Source organism: Geodermatophilus sp. SYSU D00684 (assembly GCF_054050455.1).
On the sequence record NZ_JBJGZI010000004.1, the window covers coordinates 12,026 to 36,893 of the forward strand.

Genomic DNA, 24,868 nt, shown 5'->3' on the forward strand with positions numbered 1-24,868 from the left:
ACGACGGCAGCGGACGCCGGGCCGGTCCTGCCACCCTGCGCGGGTGTCCGACACCGCCCACCCCCTGCTGCCCCCGGGCACGCCGCTGCTCCGCCGCTCCCCCGACGCCCTCCAGGTCGGCGGGGTCGAGCGCGACGGCGTGCTGGTCGGCTCCGCCCCGGCCGCGGTGACCGCGCTGCTGCGCGGGCTCGACGGCCGGCGCTCCCAGCGGACCGTGCTGACCGACGCCGCCGGCGAGGGGCTCGACCCACGCTCGGTCGCCGCGCTGCTCGACCACCTGCGGGCCACCGGCACGCTGGTCGACCTCGAGGCCGCGGACCTGCTCGCCTCCGACGCCGGCCCGGCCGCCGCGGCCCGCACCGCCGCGGAGCTGCCCGCCGCGCGCGACCCCGACGGCGCGGTGCGCTGGCACGCCCGGCGCGCGGCGACGGTCGTCGTCGAGGGCGCGACCCGGGTCGGCGTGCCCCTGGCGACCCTGCTGGCCGCCAGCGGCGTGGGCCGGGTCCACGTCCGCGACGACGGCGTCGCGACCGCGGCCGACGCGGTCGCCGGCGGCCTCACCGCGGCCGACGAGGGGCGGGCCCGCTCGCTCGCCGCCGCGGACGCCGTCCGCCGCGCCAGCCCGCTCACCGACCTGCGCCCGCTGCCGCCGGGCGCCGTCCCCGACCTCGTCGTCCTCGCCCGGCCCTGGGCGGCCTCCGACCCGCTGGTCGCCGGCCTGCGGGACGCCGGCGTGGCGCACCTGGTGGCCGCCGTCCGCGGCGACACCGGCGTCGTCGGGCCGCTCGTGGTCCCCGGCGTCACCGGCTGCCTGCGGTGCGCCGACCTGCGCCGCCGCGACGCCGACCCGCGCTGGCCGGTGCTCGCCGCCCAGCTCACCGCCGCCGACGTCCCCGGCGGGTCCACCCTCACCTGCTGGGCGACCGCGCTGGCCGCGACGCAGACGGCGCTGGCCTACCTCGACGGCAGCGGCAGCCCGGTGGCGCTGGCGGGGACGGTGGAGCTGTCGCCCCCGGGCCTGGTGCCGCGGCTGCGCCGCTGGCCGGCGCACCCGTCCTGCGGGTGTGGGGCGACGCCCGCCCCTCCGGGTGACGCCCACCACGGCACCGTCAGCGGCCCGGGCTCCGCGTCGGGGACAATGGCACGGTGACCGACGACGCACGGGGGATCCCGAGGGGCTCGATCTCGCGCACCGCGCGGCTGGCCTCGCTCCCCCTGGGTGCGGCCGGCCGCGCCACGCTGGGGATCGGCAAGCGGCTGTCGGGGCAGTCGTCGGAGGCGGTCGCCGCGGAGCTGCAGCAGCGCACTGCCGAGCAACTGTTCGCCGTCCTGGGCCAGCTCAAGGGCGGGGCGATGAAGCTCGGCCAGACGCTGTCGGTGTTCGAGGCCGCCGTCCCCGAGGAGGTGGCCGCGCCCTACCGCGAGGCGCTGGTCAAGCTCCAGGAGGCGGCGCCGCCGATGCCGGTGCGCACCGTGCACGCGGTGCTCGCCCAGCAGCTCGGCGGCACGTGGCGCACCCGGTTCCGCGAGTTCGACGACCAGCCGGCCGCGGCCGCCAGCATCGGCCAGGTGCACCGCGCCACCTGGCGCGACGGCCGCGACGTCGCCGTGAAGATCCAGTACCCGGGTGCGGCCACCGCCCTGATGGCCGACCTCAACCAGCTGTCCCGGTTCGCCCGGCTGTTCGCCGCGCTGTTCCCCGGCATGGACGTCAAGCCGCTCATCGCCGAGCTGCGCGCCCGGGTGATCGAGGAGCTCGACTACGGGCTGGAGGCCGACGCGCAGCGGCAGTTCGCCGCCGCCTACGCGGGCGACCCGGAGATCGTGGTCCCGCGGGTGGTGGCCAGCGCGCCCAAGGTGATCGTCTCGGAGTGGCTGGAGGGGCTGCCGCTGTCGCGGGTCATCACCGACGGCACCCGCGAGCAGCGCGACCGCGCCGGCCACCTCATGGCGGTGCTGCACTTCTCCGCCCCGCAGCGGGCCGGGCTGCTGCACGCCGACCCGCACCCGGGCAACTTCCGGCTCGTCGACGGCGGCCGGCTCGGCGTCATCGACTTCGGGGCCACCGCCCGGCTCCCTGACGGGCTGCCCGAGCCGATCGGCCGGCTGGTCCGCTGGGCGCTGGAGGGCCGCGCCGAGGAGGTGCTCACCGACCTGCGCGCCGAGGGGTTCGTGCGGCCGGGCATCGAGGTCGACGCCCAGGGCGTGCTGGACTACCTGCGGCCGATGCTGGAGCCGGTCGAGAGCCCGGGCTTCCGCTTCACCCGCAAGTGGATGCAGGAGCAGGCCGCCCGCCTCGCCGACCCCCGCACCGAGGCCAGCAAGCTCGGCCGCCAGCTCAACCTGCCGCCGGCCTACCTGCTCATCCACCGGGTGACGATCGGCTCCATCGGCGTGCTCTGCCAGCTCGACGCCGCCGCCGACTACCGCGGCGTCCTGGAGGAGTGGCTGCCCGGCTTCAAGGCCTGACCCGCGCCCGACCCGGACCGGACCGACCACGACCGGCCCGGGACGACGAGAGGCCGGACCCCCGACGCACCGGGAGCGTCGGGAGCCCGGCCTCGACCGCGAGGGGCTCGGCGTGCTGCCGGGTCCCTGAGGGGCGCCGCCGCCTAGCGGACGGCGGCGCTGGCCCGCGCGGCACGCCGGCTGGCGTACTCCGCGCGGCGGGCCCACCGGCGGGCGGCCCGCAGCCGGCGCACGCGGCCGGCGGTGTCGGCCTCGGCGCGCAGCTCGCGCAGCCGCGTGGTGGCCAGGTCGTACTCGTACGTGGTCATCTCGGGTCCTCGGTGCTCGTCGGGCGTCGTGCCCGATCGGATGGCTGTCGCTGTCGCTGTCGGCTGTCGCCGTCCCGGCTCACGCCGCGACGACCTTGCGGGGACGGCCCCGCGGGCGCTTGCGCGGGATGACCACACCCCGCTCGAAGATCTCGCCGCCCCAGACGCCCCACGGCTCGCCGCGGTCCAGGGCGCCGGCCAGGCAGGCGTCGCGGACCGGGCACTCCCCGCACAGGACCTTGGCCTGCTCGAGCAGCGCGGGGCTCTCGGCGAACCACAGGTCCGGGTCGTCGGTCCCGCGGCACGGCAGGGGGCGCCGCACCGGTGCCGGGGCCAGGGGGGTGTGCGGCGTCCTCGGGGTGGCGCCGCCGGTCCGGGGGAGCCCGGGTCGGCGGTGGGACGTCGGGCGGTCGATCGTCTGCTGCACTGCCGCTCCTCCTCGTACTCGTCGTCTGCGCGGCCGGCGGGGGCCCGCCGACCGGGGTGGTCGGGGCCGGGTGCCGCGGAGAAAGACGAAGGCCGCGGATCCCGGGGTTCGGGTTCCGCGGCCTCGAGGAGGACCGGTCGAGCGGCTAGCTCTGCGGTCTCCCCGGGGAGTGGATCCCGAGGGTGTGGCGCTGGTTGGAGATGTGGGTGCGGAGGGCGTCGGTGCCGCCGACGCCGGTGCCGAAGTCACCGGCGGTGGGCAGACCGGTCCCCTGGACCGGAGCGGTGGGCGCAGCGACGGCGGTGCCGGTCAGGTCGAACGGCGTCATCGTCTTGACGACGGCGTAGCGCGGCCGCGCGGACGGGACGGCGCCGGTCAGGGCCGGACGCACGACAAGGGCGCCCCAGGCGGGGACCCCGGCGGGGGCGAGGACGCAGCGCATGTCGATCATCGGTACCCCTCCTCCCGGGGTCGGAGTCCGGCGGTCGGGCCGGGCTCGGTCTGGCGCGCCCGCGGTCGTCCGTCGGGCGCAGGCAGGACAGTAGGGAAGGTCACCACAGCGGCGCAACGCAATTAACGGGCGCGTCCTCCGAGGGCGTGGGACGCGCCGGTCCGGCCGTGCGGTGGGCACGGCCGGTGACCGGTCAGCCGCCCACGGTGGCGAGGACGTCCTCGCCGTACATCTCCAACTTGCGGGCGCCGATGCCGGGCAGCGCGGACAGCTCGCGGATGCTCGTCGGCTTCGCCTCGGCGATGGCCTGCAGGGTGGCGTCGGTGAACACGACGTAGGCGGGCACCGAGGCGGCCTGCGCGGTGCTGCTGCGCCAGGCGCGCAGCCGCTCGAAGATCTCCCCGGCCTCGCCCTCGAGGACGACCTTGGCCCGCTTGGTCTTCCGCGGCGGTGGCAGGGCCGACGGCGTGGAGCCGGGCACCAGGCCGTCGAGGAAGCGGCTGCGCGGGCGGGCCCGCTTGGCGCCGGGGTTGCGGGCCAGCGACCAGGAGAGGGTGAGCTGCTCGCGGGCGCGGGTGACCGCGACGTAGAGCAGCCGCCGCTCCTCCTCCACCGCCTCCGGCCGGGACAGCGACTGGGAGATGGGCAGCACCCCGTCGACCAGGCCGACGACGAAGACGGCGTCCCACTCCAGGCCCTTGGCCGCGTGCATCGACGCCAGGGTCACGCCCTGGACGGTCGGCGCGTGCTGGGCGTCGGCCCGCTCGGCGAGGTGGGTGACGAAGCGCTGGAGGTCGGTGGTCGGGTCCTCGGCGACCAGGTCGACGGCGAGGTCGACCAGTGCGGCCAGCGACTGCCAGCGGTCACGGGCCGCTCCCCCGGCCGGCGGGCGGTGCTCCACCCAGCCGGTCGCGGCCAGCACGTCGCGCACCGTGGGCACCAGCGCGCCGGGCTCGTGGCCGCCGGCGGCCGCGCCGCGCAGCAGGACGACCGCCTCGCGGACCTCGGGCCGCTCGAAGAACCGCTCCCCGCCCTTGAGGACGTAGGGCACGCCCGCGTCGGCCAGCGCCGACTCGTACACCTGCGACTGCGCGTTGATCCGGAACAGCACGGCGATCTCCGACGCGGGCGTCCCGTTCTCGATCAGCGCGCGGCAGGCCTGGGCGACCGCGGCGGCCTCGGCGGGCTCGTCGGCGTGCTCGAAGAAGCGCGGCTCGGGGCCCTCGGCGCGCTGGCCGAGGAGCTTGAGCCGGAAGATGCTCTTGCGCTCCGGTGCCTGCCCGATCAGCTTGTTCGCCAGCCCCACCACCTGCGGCGTCGACCGGTAGTCGCGCTCGAGCTTGACCACCGCGGCGTCGGGATAGCGGTCGGCGAAGCCCAGGAGGTAGTCGGGGTCGGCCCCGGTGAAGGAGTAGATCGTCTGGTTGGGGTCGCCGACGACGCAGACGTCGGCCCGCCCGCCCAGCCAGGCGTCGAGCAGCCGCTGCTGCAGCGGGTTGACGTCCTGGTACTCGTCGACGACGAAGTGGCGGTACTGCGCGCGCACCTGCCGGGCGACGTCGGGGTGCTCCTCCAGCGCGAACGCGGTGACCAGCAGCAGGTCCTCGAAGTCGAGCGCGCCGTCGCGCTGCTTGGCCGACTCGTAGGAGGCGTAGACGCGGGCGACGGCCGCGGCGTCGAACGGCGGCTCGCGGCCGGCGGCCTGGGCGCGCGCCGGGTAGTCCTCCGGGGTGGCCAGCGTGGTCTTGGCCCACTCGATCTCGCTGGCCAGGTCGCGCAGGCTCGTCCGGTCGGTGGTCAGCCGGTTGCGGGTGGCCGCCGACGCGACGACCCGCAGCTTGTTCTCGATCAGCGGCGGCAGCGGGCCCCCGAGCACGCGCGGCGCGAAGTAGCGCAGCTGGCGCATCGCCGCCGCGTGGAAGGTGCGGGCCTGCACCCCGCCGACGCCGAGACCGGCCAGCCGGGTGCGCAGCTCCCCCGCCGCGCGGGCGGTGAAGGTCACCGCGAGCACCTGCTCGGGGACGAACGCGCCGGTGTGCACGCCGTAGGCGATGCGGTGGGTGATCGTGCGGGTCTTGCCCGTCCCCGCACCGGCGAGGATACACACCGGGCCGGTCACCGCCGAGGCGGCCTCGCGCTGCTCGTCGTCGAGGCCGGCCAGGACCGCCTCGGCGCCGGCGGAGGTCCCCGCGGACCCGGGGGTCGCCAGGGGCGCGTCGGCTGTCCGGGGCATGCGGTGGTTCCTCCGAGGGCACAGGGGGACGGCGGCCGGCGGACCGCTCCTGCGAGTGTCCCAGCCCGGGACGACAGACGGCAGGGACACCCCGGCGCCTGGGGACGGCCGGTGCGCCTGGGGACGGGGAGGCCGGGAAGAGCCGCCGGGCCCGCGGTGTTGGCCCCCTGGGACGCCGCCGCGTCCCCGCCCCGACTGCCTGGAGGACCCCGAGTGACTGCCGCGCCCGCCGCCGTGACGATGTACACCACCACCTGGTGCGGGTACTGCGTGCGGCTCAAGAAGCTCATGCAGGTCGAGGGCATCGACTTCGCCGAGGTCGACATCGAGCGCGACGCCGCCGCGGCGGAGGTCGTCATGAACGCCAACGGCGGCAACCGCACCGTCCCGACCCTGGTCTTCCCCGACGGCAGCGCCCTCACCAACCCGAGCATCGACCAGGTCAAGGCGCAGCTCGCGCAGCAACCGAGCGCCTGATCGGCGGGTGGTGTAGGGGTCCCGGCCCCCGGCGGTGCATCATCGTCCCCCGGCGGGTCGCGACCGTGACACGCCGACGTCCACCCGGCCCACCGGCCGAGCACCCGCGGGAGCCGCTGTCGTGACCTCGGACGCCGTGCACCTCCCCGTGTCCGCAGCGACTCCGGAGGAGCCGCCCGCCGACCGCCCCTCCGTCGTGCTCGCCCGGACCGGCCGCGGCTGGAGCGTCCTGTCCCCCGGCCGCGCCGACGACGTCGCCGACCTGCTTGAGGGGCTGTCGCTGGCCGACCTCGTCACCGAGGAGCTCGACGGTCCCGCCGACCCCGACCGCGCGACGCGTCGCGCCGCGCGCGGGGCGGCCGACGCCGGGCCCGACGGCGACCCCCGGGACGCCCGGATCGCCGCGCTCGAGCGGACCGTCGCCCAGCTGGAGCACGCGCTGGCCTCCCGGGTCGCCACCGAGCGGGCCATCGGGGTGCTCGCCGAGCGCCAGGGCACCTCGCCGCGGGCGGCGTTCGAGGCGCTGCGCACCCAGGCCCGGTCGCTCGGGCGGCCGGTGCACGAGCTGGCCCGCGAGGTGCTCGAGCCCCTCGACGGCGCGGCCGCCGAGGCGGCCGCGGTGCTGCCGCCGGCCCCCCGCCGCCCGCCGGGCCGGCGGGTGCCGCACGCGCCGGGCCGCCCCGGCCCCGCCGTGCCCGCGGACGGCCGCCGCTGAGCGGTCCGCAGCCGCTGACCCCGGGCGCGCTGGCCGACCGGCTGGCCGCCCTCCTCGCCGACGTCGACCCCGAGCCGGGCGCGGCCGCCCTGCGCGTCGCCGTCGACGGGCCCGACGTCGCCGATCCGGAGGACCTCGCCCGGGCGGTCGCCGAGCGGCTGCCCGCGCTCGGCCGCCCGGCCGTCGTCGTCCCGGCCGCCGGGTTCCTGCGGCCGGCCTCCCTGCGGTTCGAGCACGGCCGCACCGACCCCGACGCCCGCTACACCGACTGGCTCGACGCCGGCGCGCTGGCCCGCGAGGTGCTCGACCGGGTCGGTCCCGGCGGGCCGGGCGAGTACCTGCCGGTCCTGTGGGACGTCGCCCGCGACCGCGCCGCCCGGGCCGACTACCGCCCGATGCCGGCGCGCGGGGTGCTGCTGGTCCCCGGCCCGCTGCTGCAGGGCGTGGGGCTGGCCTTCGACGTCGTCGTCCACCTGCGGGTGGCGCCGGCCGCGCGGAAGCGGCGCTTCCCCGCCGGGCAGGCGTGGGAGCTGCCCGCCTTCGACCGCTACGACGACGAGGTCGACCCCGTGCTGCTCGCCGACGCCGTGGTGCTCGCCGACCGCCCCGAGCACCCCGCACTGGTGCTGCAGGGCCGGTTCAGCTGAGCTCGCCGGCCACCCAGCGGTCGATGATGTGCCGCGCGATCGAGACCGGCGGCGGCAGCGCGGCGGGCCCGCGACCCGAGCGCAGCTCGTCGCGGGTCCACCAGCGGGCCTCCTCGATCTCGGTCGGGTCCAGCCGCAGCTCCAGGTCCCCCTCGGCGCGCGCGACGAAGCCGAGCATCAACGACTGCGGGAACGGCCAGGGCTGGCTGCTCACGTAGCGGACGTCGGTGACCGCCAGCCCGACCTCCTCGGCGACCTCCCGGGCCACCGCGCCCTCGGCGGACTCCCCCGGCTCGACGAACCCGGCGAGGATGGAGAACCGCCCGGGCGGCCACACCGCCTGCCGGCCCAGCACGCAGCGGTCGCCGCCGTCGTGGACCAGCATGATCACCGCGGGGTCGGTGCGCGGGAACAGCTCGGTGCCGGTGACCGGGTCGCGCTGCACCCAGCCCGCCCGCTCGATCGTCGTCGCGGCGCCGGACAGCGGGCTGAACCGGGCCCGCTCGTGCCACTCGAGGATGCCGACGGCCTGGGCGAGCAGGCCGGCGTCGAGGTCGCCGAGGTCGGCGCCCACCTCGCGCAGCCCGGTCCACAGGTCCACGGGCCGGCCGTTGACCGTCAGCGCCCGCTCGCCGCGGACCGCGGCGTAGGGGACGCCGCCGGCCTCGCCGAGGTACACCGCGCCCACCGGCAGGGCCGGCTGCTCGTCCCAGACCAGCTCGGGGCCGCCGTCGGTCTCGCGCACCGGGACGGCGCGGCGGTCGTCGACGGTGAGCACCCGCACCGGCCGGCCGCGGGTGGGGTCCTCCAGCGCCCGGCCGAGGTGGTCGCGGTCGTGCGCCGAGCGGGACAGCACGGGCACCGTGCCCGTGGTGTCGGGCGTGCCGGCCGGCCAGAACCCGCGCACGGCCTCCGGGGAGGCGACGTCGTCGGGCGTGCTGCCGCCCGGCGGGACGGTCACGCCGGGTCCGGCGCGGCGGCGGCGCTGGCGGTGACGTCGACCGGGCCGAGGGCCCGCAGGGCGTCGGTGACCCGCTCGGCGTCCCCGACGACGACGGCGGTCAGCGCGGCCGGCGCCAGGTAGCGCCGCGCGGCCTCCTGCACCTGGTCGACGGTGACCTCGGCCAGGGCGCGCTGGTGCTCGGCCAGCCACTCCGCCGACAGCCCCGACCCGGCCAGCGCGGACAGCGTGCTGGCCAGCCCGGCGTGCGTGGCGGTCGACAGCGCCATGCTGCCGAGCACGTAGCGGCGGGCGGCGTCGAGCTCGGCCTCGGTGACCGGCGCCAGCGCCATCCGGCCCAGCTCGGCCCACGTCTCGAGGAAGGCGGCGCCGGTGACCTCGGTGGCGACGTCGGCCTCGACCAGGAACGACGAGGCGGCGGCGAGGTGGTCGACGGCGCTGCGCGGGCTGTACGAGTAGCCGCGCCGCTCGCGGATGTTCTCGACCAGCCGGGAGGAGAAGTAGCCGCCGAAGACCATGCTCGCCAGCCGCACGGCGGGCAGGTCGGGGTCGGTGCGGCCCGGCGCCGGCCCGCCGAGGCGGATGTTGGACTGCACCGCGCCCGGCCGGTCGACCACCTCGAGGTGGCCGGGGGCGAGCGTGGGGGCGGGCTTGGCGCCGGCGGCGGCGCCCTCCCCCGTCCAGCCGCCGAGCGCGGCGGCGACGGCGTCGGCGGCCGCCGCGACGTCGAGGTCGCCGACGAGCACCAGCGTGCTGCCGGCGGGCAGCAGCCGCTCGCGGTGCAGCTTGCGCAGCGCGGAGCCGGTGACCTTGCCGACCAGGTCCGGTGCGGGGAGCTGCGCGGCGTAGGGGTGGGTGCCGTAGCGACGGGCGGCCAGCGCGGTGCGGGCGATGACGCCGGGCTGCGAGCGGGCGATGGCGATCCGCTCGGCCACCCGGTCGCGCTCGGCCTCGACCTGGTCGCCCGGGTAGGCGGCGTCGGTGAGCACCTCGGCCAGCACGCCGAGGACCGGGGCCAGCCTCTCGGCCAGCAGCGTGGTGGAGAACAGCAGCCGGTCGGGGTCGGCGGCCACGGTCAGCTCGGCGCCGTGGCCCTGCAGCGCCTCGGCGACGGCGGTGGCGTCGCGCTGCCCGGTGCCGAGCAGCACCGCGCCGGAGAGCACCGAGGACCGGGCGGCGTGCTGGAGGGCGCCGCGCGGGGAGGTCGCGGCGAACGGCACGCGCAGCCGCAGCTCGACCAGCGGCACGCCGGGCCGCGGCACGACGACGACGGCCAGCCCGTTGGGCAGCGTCGTCGTCGCGACCTCGGGGACCGGCTGCGGGCGCGGCTCGCCCAGCGGCGGGATCAGGTCCAGGTCGAGGACGGGGGCGCTCATCGGGCTCCTCCGGTGGCGCGCAGCTCGAGGATCGCGGCGGTGCCGGGATCGAGTCCCTTGGCGGCGACCTGCACCGCGTCGGGGGTGACCGCGGCCAGCCGGGCGGCGAGCTCGCCGGCCAGCTCGGCGCGGCCGTGGATCAGCTCGGCGCCGGCGAAGGCGAGCGTGCGGCCGAGCACGGAGTCGGCCTGGCGCAGCAGCTGGGCCTCGGTGCGGGCCTGCACCCGGGCCAGTTCCTCGGGCGGCACGCCCTCGCTCGCGACCCGGCCGATCTCCTCGTGCACCGCGGCCAGCACGTCGTCGACGGGGACGGCGGCCGGGTGGTGCACCTGGGTGGTGAGCAGCGTGGCGTCGCGGACGTCGAACGGGTCGCCGAACAGGCCCACGTAGCTGCTCTGCGCCACGGCCAGGCGGTCGTCGTGCACCAGGCGGCGCTCCAGCCGGGAGGCGTCGCCCTCGCTGAGCAGCTCGGCGAGCAGCACGGTGCCCAGGTAGGTGTCGAGATCGCCGACCGGGTCGGGCACCCGCCAGCCCAGGGCGACGGCGGGCGCGGGGGCCAGCCGGTCCTCGACGACGTCGCGGCGCACCGTCGTCGGGGAGGGCTCGCCGGTGAACGGGGTGGGCGGCACCTCGCGGGCCTCGACCGGGCCGAACCAGCGGCGGACCAGCCGCTCGGTCTCGCCGGCGTCGAGGTCGCCGCCGATGCACAGCACCGCGTTGCCCGGCGCGTAGTAGCGGGAGAAGAAGTCCTCGGCGTCGGCGACCGTGGAGCTCTCCAGGTCGACGAAGGAGCCGTAGCCGTCGTGGGTGTTGGCGAAGCTCTCGAACGCGATCTGCGGCAGCTGCAGCCACGGGAAGGCGCCGTAGGGCCGGTTGAGCACGTTGACGCGGATCTCCTCCTTCACCACGTCGATCTGGTTGCGGAGGTTCTCCTCGGTGATGGCCGGGGCGGCCATCCGGTCGGCCTCGAGGAACAGCGCGCGCTCGAGCGCCTCGGCGGGCAGCGCCTCGTAGTAGTTCGTGTAGTCCTGGTGGGTCGAGCCGTTGAACGTGCCGCCGGCGGCCTGCACCAGGCGGGCGTGCTCCATCTTCGGCACGTGTGCCGAGCCCTGGAACATGACGTGCTCGAAGAGGTGGGCGAAGCCGGTGCGGCCCTCCGGCTCGTTGCGCATGCCCACGTCGTAGAAGACGGTCACGGCGACGACCGGCACGCTGCGGTCGGGTGCGAGGACCACTCGCAGCCCGTTGTCGAGCGTGAAGCGCTCCACCGGGTGCCGCAGTGTCAGGTCGGCTCCGGCTGCTGTCACGGACCGACCCTAACCACGCGGGAGGACGCGGCGCCGGGGGCCTACAACACGTCGATGTCGGCGATGACGCGGTCGATGGTCCCGTACAGCTCGGCGTGGGTGTTGGGGATCGAGACGTAGAGCAGCGCGGGGTCGGGCCGGCCGACGTCGACGACCAGCAGTGCCGCCCGCTCGCCGGTGGAGTCGTAGCCCTCGACGTCCCAGGTCAGCTGGAACTCGACCAGGTGCGCGGCGTGGCCGTCGACGGTCAGCGCCTCGTCGCGCAGCACCTCCCGCTCGTTCGGGTACGGGTAGTAGGCCGCGCGGACGCTGTCGGCCAGCGCCGTCACCGTGGCCTGCTCGCTGCCCGGGCCGGTCCAGCCGTAGCCGTCGGAGACCGGTCCCGAGGTGCACTGGGCGATGAAGTTGCCGCCGTCGGGGGTCAGCTCCTGGGTGATGAAGTACTGCCCGGCGATGGTGCGGGTCTCGGGCATGAGGCCGAGGTCGTACTCGTACCAGCCGTTGCCGAGGAACGGGTAGGAGATGCCCGACTCCTCGTCGACGATCCGCACGGTCCCCGGCGGGAACGTGGGGCCGGCCGGCGAGGAGCCGGCGGCCGGCGGGTCGGTCCGGGCGCCCGGTCCGGTGGGGCTGCCCCCGGACAGGCCGACGACCACCGCGACGACGACCACGGCGACGACGGCCAGCACCGAGCCGCCGACCCACCAGGCCGTGCGGGGACGCCGGGCCGGCTGCGACGCGGGGCCCGGCTGCCAGGACCCGCCGTCCCGGGGCGACGGCGGCACGGCCACGGGCGGCGCCTGGACGGCGACGCCGGGACCGGACGGGGTCGTGACGTCGGACCAGGTCTCCCCGTTCCACCAGCGCACCATCCCGGGGGCACCGTCGGGGTCGGGGTACCACCCCGCGGGTGCGCGCGTCAGCCCAGGTCCGGTCACGGGGGGCAGCGTAGGGCGGCAGGCGCGCCGTCCCGGGCCGCCGCGGCGCGGGGGAGGTCAGCCGAAGCCGCGGTCGGCACTGTCGTCCCACCAGTTGCGCAGCGTGTACAGGCCGTCCACGCCGCCGCCGCGCAGCTCGGCCACGGCGCGGGTCCCGAGGTCGTCCCACGCCCACGCGAACACGGCGTCGCCCTCGCCGTCGACCCAGCACGCCGCGCGGCCGACCTCGGTGTCGCCGTCGCCGAGGACCGGGAACCAGCCGGTGGGGCCGTCCCCGTCCTCGGGGTCCTGGCCGCAGGACCAGCGGTCCTCGAGCTCGGGGAGCCCCTGCGCCTCGACGTCGGCGGCGAGGGCCCGCGCGGCGCCGTCGCCGTCGTGGGCCGAGTAGGTGACCCCGGACGGCCCGTCCGCCTCCGGGTCGCCCGGGCAGCCGAGCACCCGGAGGACGCCGTCGGCGGGCTCCTCCGCGGTGCACCCGGCGGGGTCGGTGCCGGCCGCCAGCGCGGCGGCGACCAGCCGCTGGCCGGCCGCCCGGACGTCCTCGCGGGCGGCGTCGAGCCGGAGGACCACCGCGACCAGCGCCCCGGCGAGCACGAGCGCGAGGACCGCGCCGAGCCCGGCGAGCACCCACGGCAGACGGGCGGGCCGCTGCGGGGCCGGCGGGGGCGGCCCGACGGTGGTCGGCGGCGCGACCGGGCGGCCCGTCCCCCGGTGCCGGGTGACCGCCCGGGCCGGGGCGCCGTCGGCGGCCGGGCCCACCGCCGTCCCGGCGTCGCCCCCGGGGACGGCGACGCCGCTCTCGGCCAGCGCGGCGCGCGCGGCCGCGGCCATGGCCCCGGCCGTGGGCCAGCGCCGGTCGCGGTCCTTGGCCAGGCCCCGCAGGACCACCGCGTCGAGCGCCGGCGGGACGCCGGGGGCCAGGGACGACGGCGGGGGCGGCGGCTCGTGCACGTGCGCGGCCATGAGCGCCACCGGGTCGTCGCGGGCGAACAGCCGCCGACCGGTGAGCGCCTCGAACAGCACGCAGGCCAGCGAGTAGACGTCGGCGCGGGCGTCGAGCGGGCCGGAGCCGAACCGCTCGGGCGCCATGTACTCGGTGCTGCCCACCGCCATCCCGGTGCCGGTCAGCGCCGGGCCGGTGGCGTCGGCCGAGGTGCGGGCGATGCCGAAGTCGGCGAGGTAGCAGAAGTCCTCACCGGGTGCGGACGCCGCCAGGTCGCCGCCGTCGGCGCGGGCGACCAGCAGCACGTTGGACGGCTTGACGTCGCGGTGCACCAGGCCGCCGGCGTGCGCGGCGTCGAGCGCGCGGGCCACCTGCCCCACGACGTCGACCGCGCGGGCCGGGGACAGCCGCCCGGCGCGGCGCAGCAGCGAGGCGAGGTCCTCCCCCTCGACCAGCCGCATGTCGAGGAACAGCTGGCCGTCGACCTCGCCGTACCGGTGGATGGGGACGACGTGCGGCTCGTTCAGCCGCGCGGCGATGCGGGCCTCGCGGCGGAACCGCTCGCGGTAGCTCTCGTCGGCGGCCCACTGCGGGTGCAGCACCTTGAGGGCGACGTCGCGCTCGTGCTCGCCGTCGTGGGCCCGCAGCACCTGCCCCATGCCGCCGCGGCCGAGCACGCCGAGCACCCGGTAGGGGCCGAAGCGCCCGCCGTCGGCCGGCGCGGTCACCGGGCGGCCAGCTCCCGCCAGAGGTGGGCCGCGGCCTCGGCGCCGCGGTGCAGCATCGGCAGCAGCACCCGCTCGTTCGGCGAGTGGATGCGGTCGGTGGGCAGGCCGGCGCCGAGGAAGACCAGCGGCGCGCCGAGCACCTCGACCAGGTCGGCCTCGGGGCCGCTGCCGCCCTCGCGGGTGAACAGGACGTCGTCCGGGTCGGTGTCGAAGGCCCGGCCGATGGCGCGCAGCAGGGCACCCATGGGCGGCGAGTCGAGGTCGCTGGCGCACGGGGCGACGCCGCCGGGCGGGGTGTGCACCTCGGCCGTGATCCCCTCGGGCAGGTGCTGCTCGACCCACGCGCGCAGCATCGGGCCGACGTCCTCGGGACGCTGGTCGGCGACCAGCCGGAAGGTCAGCTTGGCGTGCGCCTCGGCCGGGACGATCGTCTTGTGGCCGGGGCCGGTGTAGCCGCCCCACATGCCGTTGACCTCGGCGGTCGGGCGGGCACCGACCCGCTCCAGCGTGCTGAACCCGGCCTCGCCGGCGGTGGCGCGGGAGGCGGCCGGCCCGGCCAGCCAGGCGGCCTCGTCGAACGGCACGCGGGCCATGAGCTCCCGCTCGCGGTCGGTCAGCTCCCGCACCTTCGCGTAGAAGCCGGGCAGCGTGACCCGGCCCTGCTCGTCGTGCAGCGCCGCGAGCAGCGACGCCATCGCGTGCAGCGGGTTGGGCACGCCGCCGCCGAAGGACCCGGAGTGCAGGTCGACGGCGGGGCCGCGCAGGGTGATCTCGGCGTCGGCGAGGCCGCGCATCGCGACGACGGCGCTGGGCACGTCGGGGGCGGCCATGCCGGTGTCGCTGACGACGACGACGTCGCAGGCGAGCCGGTCGGCGCGCTCGCGCAGCAGGTCGGCGAAGTGCGGCGAGCCGGACTCCTCCTCGCCCTCGACCAGCAGCTTCACCGTGACGGCGGGGGTGTCGCGGCCGGTGGCGGCCAGGTGCGCGCGGATGCCGAGCAGGTGGAAGGCGACGTTGCCCTTGTCGTCGATGGCGCCGCGGGCGTGCAGCTCGGGGCCGGCCGGGGTCTCGACGCGGGTCGGCTCGAACGGCGGGTGGTCCCACAGCTCCAGCGGGTCGACCGGCTGCACGTCGTGGTGGCCGTAGACCAGGGCGACCGGCGCGTCCGGGTCGGCGCTGGGCCACTCGGCGTAGACCGCCGCGGCGCCCGGCGTCGGCCAGATCTCGACGACGGGGAACCCGGTGCGGCGCAACGCCCCGGCCAGCCACTCCGCGCTCGCCGCGACGTCGCCGGCGTGCGCGGGGTCGGCCGAGATCGAGGGGATGCGCAGCCAGGCGTCGAGGTCGGCGTGGAGGTCGTCGAGGTGGGCCTGCACGAAGTCGCGTTCCGGGCTCGTCACGGGCGCGACGGTAGCGGCGGACCGGCACCGGACACGTCGCGCCCCGCTCGTTAGGTTCGGCGACATGGCGGGAGAACTGTTGCGGGTGGACGTCGGTGACCTGACCTTCGACGTGCGGGCCGACGGCCCCGGGGACGGGCGGCCGGTGGTGCTGTTGCACGGCTTCCCGGAGACCTCGGCGTCGTGGGCCGCGGTGACGCCGCGGCTGGCCGAGGGGGGGCTGCGCACCTACGCCGTCGACCAGCTCGGCTACTCCCCCGGCGCGCGGCCGCTCGACGTCGACTCGTACGCGCTGCCCAACCTCGTGCAGGTCACCGCCGACCTCATGACCGCGATGGACGTCCCGGTCGCCGACGTCGTCGGGCACGACTGGGGCGCCAACGTGGCGTGGGGGCTGGCCGGCTGGCACCCCGACCGGGTGCGGTCGCTGACCGCCGTCTCGGTGCCGCACCCGACGGCGTTCACCGCGGCCTACCGCTCCGACCCGGAGCAGAAGGAGCGCTCGTCCTACATCCGGCTGTTCTGGCAGGAGGGCAAGGCCGAGGAGGTGCTGCTGGCCGACGGCGCCCGGCGGCTGCGCCGCATGTACGGCGACGCCGTCGACCCGGCGGCGGTCGACGAGTACGTGGCCGTGCTGTCCGCGCCGGGCGCGCTCACCGCCGCGCTCAACTGGTACCGGGCGATGAGCTCGTCGACGCCGGTCGACGACGTCCCGGTGCCCACCACGTTCGTCTGGAGCGACGCCGACATCGCGATCGGCCGGATCGCCGCCGAGGGCTGCGGTGAGTTCTGCGCCGGCGACTACCGCTTCGTCGAGCTGCCCGGCGTGAGCCACTGGATCCCCGAGCAGGCGCCCGACCAGCTCGCGGCCGCGATCCTGGACCGCATCGCCTCCAGCTGACCGCTCCCCGTCCGTCCTCGCCGTGCGGTGCCCGACCTCGCGCTGCGGGGTGAGGTCGGGCACCACGGGGTGAGGTCGGGGCGCGCGGCGGCGGCGCGACGGCGGCGGCGCCGACGCGTCAGCCGAGGTCGTCGTCGGGCGGCGGGGGCAGCTCGTCGTCGTCGGGCTCGGGCGGCGGGGGCAGCTCGTCGTCCGGCCCGGGCGGCAGGCCGTCGTGGACGGCCTCGCCGGTGACCAGGGCGAGCAGGCCGGCCTCGTCGAGCAGGTCGACCGGGCGCACGGTGACGCCGGCGGCGACGTGGTGGAAGCCCGCGCTCACCTTCTCGACCGGGACGCCGGTCAGCCGGGACCAGCCCAGCCGGTAGGCGGCCAGCTGCACCGCGGCCGCCGAGAGCTCCGCGCCCGACGGCGGCGGGCCGGTCTTCCAGTCGACGACCTCGAAGCCGCCGTCGCCGTCGGCGAAGACGGCGTCGATGCGGCCGCGCAGGGTGAGCGGCCCCAGCGGCGTCTCGAACGGCACCTCGACCTCGACCGGCTGCCGGTCGGCCCAGGGGCCGGCGAGGAACGCCGCCTGCAGGGCGCCCAGCGCGCCGTCGGGCGCCGCGGACTCGTCGCCGGAGCCGGGCAGCTCGTCGAGGTCGAGCAGCCGGGAGACGCCGAAGCGCTCCTCCAGCCAGGCGTGGAAGGCCGTCCCCCGGCGGGCCAGCGGCGCGGGCGCCGACGGCATCGGCCGGCGCAGCCGGCGGGCCAGCTCGGCCGGGTCGCGGCGCAGCGCGACCAGCTCCGACACCGACAGGTGGCTGGGCAGCGGCACCTCGACGGTCGGCCGCGCGGTGCGGCGGCGCTCGCGCAGCAGCAGGTCGGCCTCGCGCACCCACTGCTCGACCACCGGGTCGGACGTGCCCAGCGCGGCCTCCGGGTCGAGGGGGTGCGGTGCGGCGCCCGTGACCAGCTCCGCGGCGGCGGTGAGCGCGCGCCGGCGGGGCTCGGACAGCGGGTCGGCCGGCCACACCCCGACCGGCCACTCCTCCAGCGCCGGGTTGGTCGCGCCCTCCTCCGGCCGCTCGGCCCAGGCGACGACGACGCCCGCGCCGGCGGCGCACGCGCGGCGGACGGTGTCCAGCAGCACCGAGGGCCCGTTGGGCTTCACGCCCTCGCGCCACCAGCTGCCCGAGCACAGCAGCAGGTGCTTGGCGCGGGTGACCGCGACGTAGCCCAGCCGGATCTCCTCGGCCTCGCCGAAGGCCTTCCACTCCTCGACGTAGTCCTCGAGCGCCGCGCGCACCGCCGCCTGGTCGCCGGAGCCGGGCACCGGGAGCTTCAGCTGCGGGAGCTCGCCGCGGTCGGTGGTGCGCAGGTCGACCGGGATCGCGCCGGGGTCCTTGACCCAGGAGTCGCTGGTGTCGGTGCGCGAGGGGAACTGGTCGGCGGTCATGCCGGGCACGGCGACGACGTCCCACTCCAGGCCCTTGGCCGAGTGGACGGTGAGCAGCTGCACCGACTCGGGGTCGACCGCCACCTCGCCGGGCTCCAGGCCGCGCTCGCGCTCCTCGGCGTCGCGCAGGTAGCCGAGGAACGCCGGCAGCGAGGGCAGCTCGGCCAGCTCGGTGAACTCGGCGGCGACGGCGTGCAGCGCGTCCAGGTGTGCCCGCGCCGCCCCGGGGCTCACGCCGGGGGTGCTGGCCAGCTCGGTCTCCAGGCCGAGGGTCCGGGCGACCTCGTCGACCAGGTCCGGCAGCGACTCCCCCAGCCGCCCGCGCAGGTGCGCGAGCTCCCCGCCGAGCCGGCGCAGCCGGCGCCAGGCCGCGCGCGAGTACGCGCCGGGGTCGCCGAGGTCGTCGAGCGCCTCGACGATGCTGCCCCGCTCGGAGCGCCGGACCGGCCCGTCGTCGTCCCCGTCCGGCTTGCGGGCGTGCACCAGCGCGCGGGCGCGGGCCTCCAGCGCGGCCAGGTCGCGCGGGCCGATGCGCCACCGGGCGCCGGTGAGCAGCCGGCCCAGGGCGTCGCCGGCGGAGGGGTCGACCAGCACGGTCAGGGTGGCGACGACGTCGGACACCTCGGGCACCTCGAGCAGCCCGCCGAGCCCGACGACGGTCACCGGCAGCCCGCGGGCGCGGAGCGCGGCGGCGATGCCGGGCAACTGCTTGCGGGTGCGGACGAGCACCGCCGTCGTGGGCGGGCGGCCGTCGGGCCGGGGCGGGAGCGCGGGGTCCTCCCCGCGCCAGCAGGCGGCCAGCCGGTCGGCGAGCGCGTCGGTCTCCTCGGCCACCGTCGTGTACAGCCCGGCCAGCACGGTGCCGGGCCCGGCGCCCGGCCGGGCGGTGAGGTCCGGCAGCGCCACGGCCGGCGCCGGCAGCAGCCCGGCGACGGCGTTGGCGACGTCGAGCACCGCGCCGTCGTTGCGCCAGCTCGTGGCCAGCGTGAGCCGCTCCGCCCGCTTGCCGCGGGCACCGGGGAAGGTGCGGTCGAAGCGCTCGATCGTCCCGGACGAGGCGCCGCGCCACCCGTAGATCGACTGGCGCGGGTCGCCGACGGCGAGCACCGCGTGGCCGGTGGCCCGCCCGAACAGCGCCTCGAGCATCCGCAGCTGGCCGACGCTGGTGTCCTGGTACTCGTCGAGCAGCACGATCCGCCAGCGCGACCGCTCGCGGCGGCCCACCTCGGGCGCGGAGACGGCGATCCGGGCGGCGAGCGCGACCTGGTCGGAGTGGTCGATCGCCCCGGCGGCGCGCTTGCGCCCCTCGAACGCCTCGACCAGCGGCAGCAGCGCCACCCGGGCGCGCTGCCGGGCGAGCATCTCGACCACCGGCTTGTAGGGGCCGCGCTTGCCCTTCGCGTCGGGGTAGCCGGCCACCTGCGCCTCCAGGCGCGCGGTCCAGGTCCGCAGCGCCGCGGGGCTGACGTCGTGCTCGCCGAGCTCGGCGGCCAGCGCCAGCACGTCCTCGGTGGTGGTCAGCGGGCTCAGCGGGACGTCGTCCATGTCGCCGGTCCAGCCGGACACGACGGCGGCCGCCTGCCCCCAGCACATGGCCGGGCCGAGCACGCCGGCGCCGGGCTCGACACCGATCCGCAGCCCGTGCTCGGACACCAGCGAGGCGGCGTACCCGTGGTAGGTCGACACCGTCGGCATCGCGACGGCCAGCCGCTCCCTCAGCTGCGGGTCGGTCTCGGGGTGGCGGGCGAGCGCGGTGAGCCGCAGCCGGATCCGCTCGTTGAGCTCGCTGGCCGCCTTGCGGGTGAACGTGAGCCCGAGGATCTCCTCCGGGGGGACCAGCTCGTTGGCGACCAGCCAGCACACGCGGGCGGCCATCGTCTCGGTCTTGCCCGACCCGGCCCCGGCGACGACGACCAGCGGCCGGTCGGCGGCCGCGGACACCACGCCGGCCTGCTCGGGCGAGGGCGCGTAGGACAGCCCGCAGCGGGCCGCCACCTCGGCCGGGTCGAGCAGCCGCTTCGGCTCGGCCGGCTCGGCGGCCGCCGGGCCCAGGAGGTCGTCGAAGGAGAGCTGCTCGTCGGGCGTGGGCGTGCGGCGGCTCACCGGGGTCCCCACGGGGTCACGCGGTGACCTGCCGGCCGCGCTCGTGCAGCGGGCAGCTGCGCCGCGCCGGGCAGCGGCCGCAGTGGCTGCCGGTGCGCACCTCGAAGGTGGCCGCGCCCATGCCCTCGCCGACCTCGGCGACCAGCTGCCCCGCCCACGTCTCCCCCAGCGGCACGTCCGGCGGCAGCGCGTCCTGCGCCTGCTCCTTGGCCTTCGTCCCCGTACCCACCTGCAGCAGCGACGCCCCGCCGGGGGCGGTGCCGTGGTCGCCGAACGCGCCGGCGGCCACCGCCACCTGGTAGGCGGCCAGCTGCCCGTGGGTGTCGACCTCCTTGGCGTGCGTGCGGCCGGTCTTGAGGTCGACGACGACCAGCCGGCCCGCCGCGTCGCGCTCCAGCCGGTCCACCTGGCCGCGGAGGCGCGCCCGGCCGACGGTGACGTCGAAGTCGGCCTCGGCGGCGAGCAGCTCGCGGCGGTTGGCGGCGTGCCAGCCGAGGAAGCGCTCGAGCATGTCGCGCGCGGCGACCCGCTGCCGCTGGTCGGCCCAGCCGGGGCCGAGGTCGAGGGCGTCGAGCTCCTCGGCCAGCGCGGCCCGCGCCTCGGCGGGCGGCAGCCCCTCGGCCACCTTCTGCGCGACCGCGTGCACCGCCGAGCCGACCGTGCGGTGGGACTCCGGGGCGGCCTCGGCGCCGACCGCGCCGAGCACCCACGTGAGCGGGCAGCGCTGGAAGGTCTCGATCGCCGACGGGCGCACCCGCACCACCTCGTCGCCCGGCACCAGCGGGGCGTCGTCGGACAGCGGCGCCAGGCCCCACCAGTCCTCCGGGGAGGCGCCGGGCACGCCCTCGGCGGCCAGCCGGCGCAGCACCGCCGCGGCCGCCGAGCGGCGGGCCGGGTCGGTCTGCGGGTCGCTGACCGCCCGGCGCAGTTCGGCCACCAGCGCCGGCAGGGTGAGCGAGCGCGGCAGCGGCGTGAGCGGCCGGCCGTCGTCCGGCGGGGCGACGACGAGGTCGAGGAAGCGCGAGGCGGTGGCCCCGGCGTCAGGACCGTCCAGCGCGCCCTCGACGGCGGTGACCACGAGCCGCTTCCGGGCGCGGGTGGCGGCGACGTAGAACAGCCGCCGTTCCTCGGCCAGCATCTGCGTGCGCCGGTCCACCGACGTCCCGTCGATGCCGGCCACCCGCTCGACCAGCAGCTCGGTGCCGAGCAGCGTGCCGCGGTCGCGCAGGTCGGGCCAGATGCCCTCCTGCACGCCGGCGACGCACACGACGTCCCACTCCAGGCCCTTGGACGCGTGCGCGGTGAGCAGCCGGACGGCGTCGGTGGCGGCGTCGCGCTCGGCGCCGGTGAGGCCGGGCAGCTCCTGCGCCGCCAGGTGCTCGACGAACGCGCCGACGGTGGCCGACGGCAGCCGGTCGACGAACCCGGCCGCGGCGTCGAACAGCGCGACGACGGCGTCGAGGTCGCGGTCGGCGGCGGCACCCGCGGCACCCCCGGCGGCGCTGGCCCGCGCCCACCGGCCGGCCAGGCCGCTGCGCTGCCACATCGCCCACAGGACGTCCTCGGCCGAGCCGTCGCGGGCGAGCGCGACCCGGCCGGCGGCGAGCACCCCCGCCACCCGGAGCGCCGGGCGGGCCACCGCCTCGGGCAGCTCCTCCAGCAGCGGCGCGTCGGCCAGTGCCGCGGCCAGCGGCGTGCCGCGCTCGTCGGCGTCGACGCCGCGCCGGGCCTGCGCGATGCGCACCGCCCGGCGCAGCCGGCGCAGGTCGAGCACGGTGGCGCCGCCGAGCGGGGAGGCCAGCAGCGCCTCGGCGCCGGGCTCGTCGAGGGCCAGCGCGCCGGGCTCGTCGCCGGGCCGGGGCAGCAGCGCGGTCAGCGCCGCCAGCAGCGGGGCGACGGCCGGCTGCGCGGCCAGCGGCAGGTCGTCGGTGGACACCTCGACCGGCACGCCCGCCGAGGTCAGCGCGCGCCGCAGCGGGCCGACGGCCAGCACGGTGCGGACGACGACGGCCATGCCCGACCACGGGACGCCGTCGACGAGGTGGGCGCGGCGCAGCGTGTCGGCGACGTGGGCGGCCTCGACGGCGGCCGACCCGAACACGTGCACCTCGGCCCGGCCCGGGTCGGCGCCCTCGACCGGCTGCAGGCGGCGGTGCTCCCACGGGCCGGGCAGCGCCTCGGCGACGCGGCGGCTGACGTCGAGCAGCGCCGGGCCCGAGCGGCGGGAGACGCCGAGCGACAGCCGCTGCGCGGGCCGGCCGTCGACGGTGCGGAACCGGTCGGGGAACTCGACGATCCCGCGCGGCTCGGCGCCGCGGAACGCGTAGATGGCCTGGTCGGGGTCGCCGACGACGACCAGGTCGCCGCCGCCCCCGGCGAGCAGCTCCAGCAGCTCGACCTGGGCGGGGTCGGTGTCCTGGTACTCGTCGACGAACAGCCAGCGGGCCCGCGCGCGCTCCTGGCGCAGCAGCTCGGGGTCGTCCTCCAGCTCGGCGATCGCGGCGCGGACCAGCTCGGCGGGGTCGTAGCCGGAGGCGTCGCCGCCACCGGCCGTGGAGAAGGCGGTGACCGCCTCGTACTGCTCCTGGAACGCCGCGGCGTGCAGCCACGCGTCGGTGCCGGTCTCCCGGGCCCACTCGGCCAGCAGCTCGGGGTCGACGCCGCGCTCGGTGGCCCGCAGCAGCAGCTCGCGCAGCTCGCCGCGGAACCCGGCGGTGGACAGCGCGGGCAGCAGCGACGCGGGCCAGCGGACCGCGCCCTCGCCGGCCAGGTCGCCGCGGAGCAGCTCGGCGACGACGGCGTCCTGCTCGGCGGCGGTGAGCAGCCGGGGCGGGGCCTCGCCGCGCAGGAGTGCCGCCCGCCGCAGCACGCCGTACGCGTAGGAGTGGAAGGTGCGGGCCAGCGGCTCGCGGATGGTGCGGGCCACCCGGGCGGTGATGCGGGTGCGCAGCTCGGCGGCGGCCTTGCGGCTGAAGGTCAGGACCAGGATCTGCTCGGGGTCGACGCCGCGGTCGATGCGGGCGGCGACGGCCTCGACGATCGTCGTCGTCTTGCCGGTGCCGGGGCCGGCGAGCACGAGCAGCGGGCCGCCGGCGTGGTCGACGACGGCCTGCTGGGTGGGGTCCAGGCGCGGCGGCGCCACCGGCTCCCGGTGCGGCTGCACGAGCCGGTAGACCGGCGCGCCCTCGTCCCCCCGCAGTGCCACCCTCCGATGACACCACGACTCACCGACAGCGCCACGGAGCGCTTCGTCACGCGGGCGGGTACCTCACCCGGTACCAGTGCTCGGTCTCCCCGGGGAGGCGGTCCAGCAGCACCTGCGTGCCGCCGGGGTGCTCGAACACCCGGACGCCGTCGCCGAGCAGGACGGGCGCGAAGAACAGCAGCACCTCGTCCAGCAGCCGGGCCTCGATCAGCTGCCGCGCGACGTCGGCGCCCAGCGCGTTGACGTAGTCGTCCCCGGCGGCCTCGCGGGCCAGGTCGACGGCGCGGTGCAGGTCGTCGGTGAACGTCACGCCGTCGGGCGCCTCGGCCGGCGGCCGGTGGGTGAGGACGACGACCGGCCCGGACCACTGCCCGCCGAAGGCGCCCTCCTGCTCGGTGCCCCGGTTCGGGTCGTCGCCGCCGAAGGTGCGGGCACCGACCAGCAGTGCGCCGACGCGGGCCACCAGCCGGTCCGCCGTCGGGTTCGGCCCGCCGAGGTGCGGGGTCAGCCAGGACATGTCGCCGCCGGGACCGGCGATGAAGCCGTCCAGCGACGCGGTCGCGGAGTACAGCAGCGGAGCCACGGGCCCACCCTGGTCGGCGGCCCGCCTCAGGGCCAGGCGACGGCGGCCAGGTCCACCCGGCCGTCGCGCACCGGCACGCCCTCGCCGGCCAGCAGCTCCAGCTGGCGCACCCGCACGGGCTCGGCGCACGTGCCGTCGGCGCGGACCACCCGGTGCCAGGGCACGGCCGCCCCACCGCTGCCGCCGGACAGCGCGCGGGCCACCCGGCGCGGCCCGACGCCGACCAGCCGGCCGATCGCCCCGTAGGTGCTCACCCGGCCCGGCGGGATCGACTCGACGGCGTCGTACACCGCCTCGTCGACGTCGGCGGCGTCCGCGTCGGACGGGCGGCGCGGGTCCCCGGACGCCGGCGGCCTCACAGCCGGTAGTCGCTGTTCGCCTGCCACCAGGTGTAGAGCGCGGCGAGGTCGGCCTGCGTGGCGCCCGGCGCCCCGACGATGCCCTCGACGAGCGCCGCGTCGTCGGTCCAGGTGATGACCACCGCGTTGTTCCCGGTGTCGATGGCGCACGCCACCAGGCCGCTGTTGCTCCCGCCGCCCCACGAGCCGATGCCGGTCGTCGCGGTGCAGTCCTGCCCCTCGGGGAGCTGCGCCAGCCCCTGCCCCGAGGCGTCGTTCGTGAAGACCGAGTCCATCGTCGCCTTGTCGGGGTACTGGAAGAACTCGGCCTGCTGCGGACCGGGCTGGGTGGTGCTGGGGCCGCACGACGCGTGGGCGACGTCGCCGTCGCCGGCGAGCGCGGCCTCCGCGCAGTCGGGGAAGTCGACCGGGAGGATCGCCAGCAGGTCCCCGCCGGGCCCGGCGCCACCCGTCGTCGGAGGCGCGCTGGTCGACGACGACGGCGCACTCGAGGACGGGCGCGACGACGTGCCGGCCTCCGACGAGCCGGTCGCCGTCGTCGTGGCGCCGGCCGCCGGGGCCGGGTCGTCGTCCCGGAGGACGAAGAACAGGGCGACCGCGGCGACGACCAGGACGATCAGGCCGGCCACGAGGCCGACGACCAGCCCGCGCCGGTTGCGTCCCGGCCCCGGACCTCCGGGCGGCCCGTACGGCCCCGGCGGCCCGTAGGGGCCCGGCTGCCCGTGGGGGCCGTACTGGCCCGGCTGGCCGTACGGACCCGCCTGACCCTGGCCGTACGGACCCGGCTGACCCGGCTGGCCGTACGGACCCGGCTGGCCGGGCGGACCGTAGGGCGGCTGACTCATGGGCACCTCCCGCTGACGTGCCCCGGAGGATAGGGAGACGTCGGCGGCGGCAGTCCC

General features: G+C 77.8%; 21 protein-coding genes. 6 read left to right on the forward strand and 15 right to left on the reverse strand.

Features of this window, described 5'->3' with window-relative positions; all coding sequences use genetic code 11:
- Window positions 1-43 precede the first annotated feature (43 nt).
- Together ACI79L_RS03540 and ACI79L_RS03545 are read left to right on the forward strand one after the other, a co-directional pair.
- Entirely contained in the window at window positions 44-1,150 is a 1,107-nt protein-coding gene (locus ACI79L_RS03540) for a ThiF family adenylyltransferase (protein WP_456935444.1), read from the forward strand.
- Window positions 1,147-2,469 carry an ABC1 kinase family protein gene (locus ACI79L_RS03545; RefSeq protein WP_456929245.1) on the forward strand — a complete coding sequence of 441 codons (1,323 nt, stop codon included), beginning with the start codon at window positions 1,147-1,149 and terminating at the stop codon, window positions 2,467-2,469. Before ACI79L_RS03540 ends, ACI79L_RS03545 begins: the two co-directional genes overlap by 4 nt.
- 143 nt (window positions 2,470-2,612) lie before the next feature.
- On the opposite strand, the gene ACI79L_RS03550 is transcribed toward ACI79L_RS03545, so the two are convergent.
- The 4 genes from ACI79L_RS03550 to ACI79L_RS03565 all read right to left on the reverse strand — a co-directional run bounded on the left by ACI79L_RS03550 (window position 2,613) and on the right by ACI79L_RS03565 (window position 5,888).
- Window positions 2,613-2,777, reverse strand: a complete 165-nt coding sequence (locus ACI79L_RS03550; protein WP_456929244.1) for a hypothetical protein — start codon at window positions 2,775-2,777, stop codon at window positions 2,613-2,615.
- A 79-nt stretch (window positions 2,778-2,856) separates the two neighbouring features.
- Window positions 2,857-3,099 (reverse strand): WhiB family transcriptional regulator, encoded by a 243-nt coding sequence (locus tag ACI79L_RS03555; RefSeq protein WP_387990338.1) that lies wholly within the window; start codon window positions 3,097-3,099, stop codon window positions 2,857-2,859.
- Window positions 3,100-3,349: 250 nt separating this feature from the next.
- Window positions 3,350-3,655 (reverse strand): hypothetical protein, encoded by a 306-nt coding sequence (locus ACI79L_RS03560; protein ID WP_456935445.1) that lies wholly within the window; start codon window positions 3,653-3,655, stop codon window positions 3,350-3,352.
- Between the two features lie 193 nt (window positions 3,656-3,848).
- On the reverse strand, window positions 3,849-5,888 hold the full coding sequence (locus ACI79L_RS03565; protein WP_456935446.1) for an ATP-dependent helicase: 2,040 nt from the start codon (window positions 5,886-5,888) through the stop codon (window positions 3,849-3,851).
- 213 nt (window positions 5,889-6,101) lie between these two features.
- Between ACI79L_RS03565 and ACI79L_RS03570 the strand changes: the two genes are divergently transcribed.
- The 3 genes from ACI79L_RS03570 to ACI79L_RS03580 all read left to right on the forward strand — a co-directional run bounded on the left by ACI79L_RS03570 (window position 6,102) and on the right by ACI79L_RS03580 (window position 7,727).
- On the forward strand, window positions 6,102-6,365 hold the full coding sequence (locus tag ACI79L_RS03570; RefSeq protein WP_456935447.1) for a mycoredoxin: 264 nt from the start codon (window positions 6,102-6,104) through the stop codon (window positions 6,363-6,365).
- A gap of 148 nt (window positions 6,366-6,513) precedes the next feature.
- Window positions 6,514-7,080 carry an ANTAR domain-containing protein gene (locus ACI79L_RS03575; RefSeq protein WP_456935448.1) on the forward strand — a complete coding sequence of 189 codons (567 nt, stop codon included), beginning with the start codon at window positions 6,514-6,516 and terminating at the stop codon, window positions 7,078-7,080.
- A 299-nt stretch (window positions 7,081-7,379) separates the two neighbouring features.
- The gene (locus tag ACI79L_RS03580) at window positions 7,380-7,727 is read left to right on the forward strand and encodes a hypothetical protein (RefSeq protein WP_456935449.1); all 348 of its coding nucleotides are present in this window, start codon (window positions 7,380-7,382) and stop codon (window positions 7,725-7,727) included.
- On the opposite strand, the gene nudC is transcribed toward ACI79L_RS03580, so the two are convergent.
- From nudC to ACI79L_RS03610, 6 genes are read right to left on the reverse strand one after another with little or no spacing between them, the layout of a single operon-like run.
- Window positions 7,720-8,688, reverse strand: a complete 969-nt coding sequence (gene nudC / locus ACI79L_RS03585) for an NAD(+) diphosphatase (RefSeq protein ID WP_456935450.1) — start codon at window positions 8,686-8,688, stop codon at window positions 7,720-7,722. The genes ACI79L_RS03580 and nudC overlap by 8 nt on opposite strands.
- A complete protein-coding gene (locus ACI79L_RS03590) occupies window positions 8,685-10,064 on the reverse strand; it encodes a M16 family metallopeptidase (protein WP_456935451.1) in 1,380 nt (459 codons plus the stop codon). The genes nudC and ACI79L_RS03590 overlap by 4 nt, the downstream gene beginning before the upstream one ends.
- Window positions 10,061-11,371 (reverse strand): M16 family metallopeptidase, encoded by a 1,311-nt coding sequence (locus ACI79L_RS03595; RefSeq protein WP_456935452.1) that lies wholly within the window; start codon window positions 11,369-11,371, stop codon window positions 10,061-10,063. Before ACI79L_RS03595 ends, ACI79L_RS03590 begins: the two co-directional genes overlap by 4 nt.
- 41 nt (window positions 11,372-11,412) lie before the next feature.
- Window positions 11,413-12,309 (reverse strand): DUF2510 domain-containing protein, encoded by an 897-nt coding sequence (locus ACI79L_RS03600; RefSeq protein WP_456935453.1) that lies wholly within the window; start codon window positions 12,307-12,309, stop codon window positions 11,413-11,415.
- Window positions 12,310-12,366: 57 nt separating this feature from the next.
- Window positions 12,367-13,980, reverse strand: a complete 1,614-nt coding sequence (locus ACI79L_RS03605) for a serine/threonine-protein kinase (protein WP_456935454.1) — start codon at window positions 13,978-13,980, stop codon at window positions 12,367-12,369.
- Window positions 13,977-15,380, reverse strand: a complete 1,404-nt coding sequence (locus ACI79L_RS03610) for a M20/M25/M40 family metallo-hydrolase (RefSeq protein ID WP_456935455.1) — start codon at window positions 15,378-15,380, stop codon at window positions 13,977-13,979. The genes ACI79L_RS03605 and ACI79L_RS03610 overlap by 4 nt, the downstream gene beginning before the upstream one ends.
- A gap of 64 nt (window positions 15,381-15,444) precedes the next feature.
- Here ACI79L_RS03610 and ACI79L_RS03615 point away from each other — a divergent pair, with 64 nt between their 5' ends.
- Window positions 15,445-16,281, forward strand: a complete 837-nt coding sequence (locus ACI79L_RS03615; protein ID WP_456935456.1) for an alpha/beta fold hydrolase — start codon at window positions 15,445-15,447, stop codon at window positions 16,279-16,281.
- A 118-nt stretch (window positions 16,282-16,399) separates the two neighbouring features.
- On the opposite strand, the gene ACI79L_RS03620 is transcribed toward ACI79L_RS03615, so the two are convergent.
- Genes ACI79L_RS03620 through ACI79L_RS03640 form a run of 5 tightly spaced genes read right to left on the reverse strand, consistent with a single transcriptional unit; the run spans window position 16,400 to window position 24,595 of the window.
- Complete coding sequence (locus tag ACI79L_RS03620; RefSeq protein WP_456935457.1) at window positions 16,400-19,819, reverse strand: ATP-dependent helicase; 3,420 nt, start codon at window positions 19,817-19,819, stop codon at window positions 16,400-16,402.
- A gap of 16 nt (window positions 19,820-19,835) precedes the next feature.
- Window positions 19,836-23,024, reverse strand: a complete 3,189-nt coding sequence (locus tag ACI79L_RS03625; RefSeq protein ID WP_456935458.1) for an ATP-dependent helicase — start codon at window positions 23,022-23,024, stop codon at window positions 19,836-19,838.
- 46 nt (window positions 23,025-23,070) lie between these two features.
- Window positions 23,071-23,607, reverse strand: a complete 537-nt coding sequence (locus ACI79L_RS03630) for a dihydrofolate reductase family protein (RefSeq protein WP_456935459.1) — start codon at window positions 23,605-23,607, stop codon at window positions 23,071-23,073.
- Between the two features lie 26 nt (window positions 23,608-23,633).
- On the reverse strand, window positions 23,634-23,966 hold the full coding sequence (locus ACI79L_RS03635; RefSeq protein ID WP_456935460.1) for an MGMT family protein: 333 nt from the start codon (window positions 23,964-23,966) through the stop codon (window positions 23,634-23,636).
- Entirely contained in the window at window positions 23,963-24,595 is a 633-nt protein-coding gene (locus tag ACI79L_RS03640) for a hypothetical protein (protein ID WP_456935461.1), read from the reverse strand. Before ACI79L_RS03640 ends, ACI79L_RS03635 begins: the two co-directional genes overlap by 4 nt.
- Window positions 24,596-24,868: the final 273 nt, after the last annotated feature.

Coding starts and splice junctions, on each gene's coding strand:
- ACI79L_RS03550 (WP_456929244.1), bottom strand. CDS start 2,777: ATGACCACGTACGAGTACGACCTGGCCACCACGCGGCTGCGCGAGCTG.
- ACI79L_RS03560 (WP_456935445.1), bottom strand. CDS start 3,655: ATGATCGACATGCGCTGCGTCCTCGCCCCCGCCGGGGTCCCCGCCTGG.
- ACI79L_RS03565 (WP_456935446.1), bottom strand. CDS start 5,888: ATGCCCCGGACAGCCGACGCGCCCCTGGCGACCCCCGGGTCCGCGGGG.
- ACI79L_RS03590 (WP_456935451.1), bottom strand. CDS start 10,064: ATGAGCGCCCCCGTCCTCGACCTGGACCTGATCCCGCCGCTGGGCGAG.
- ACI79L_RS03615 (WP_456935456.1), top strand. CDS start 15,445: ATGGCGGGAGAACTGTTGCGGGTGGACGTCGGTGACCTGACCTTCGAC.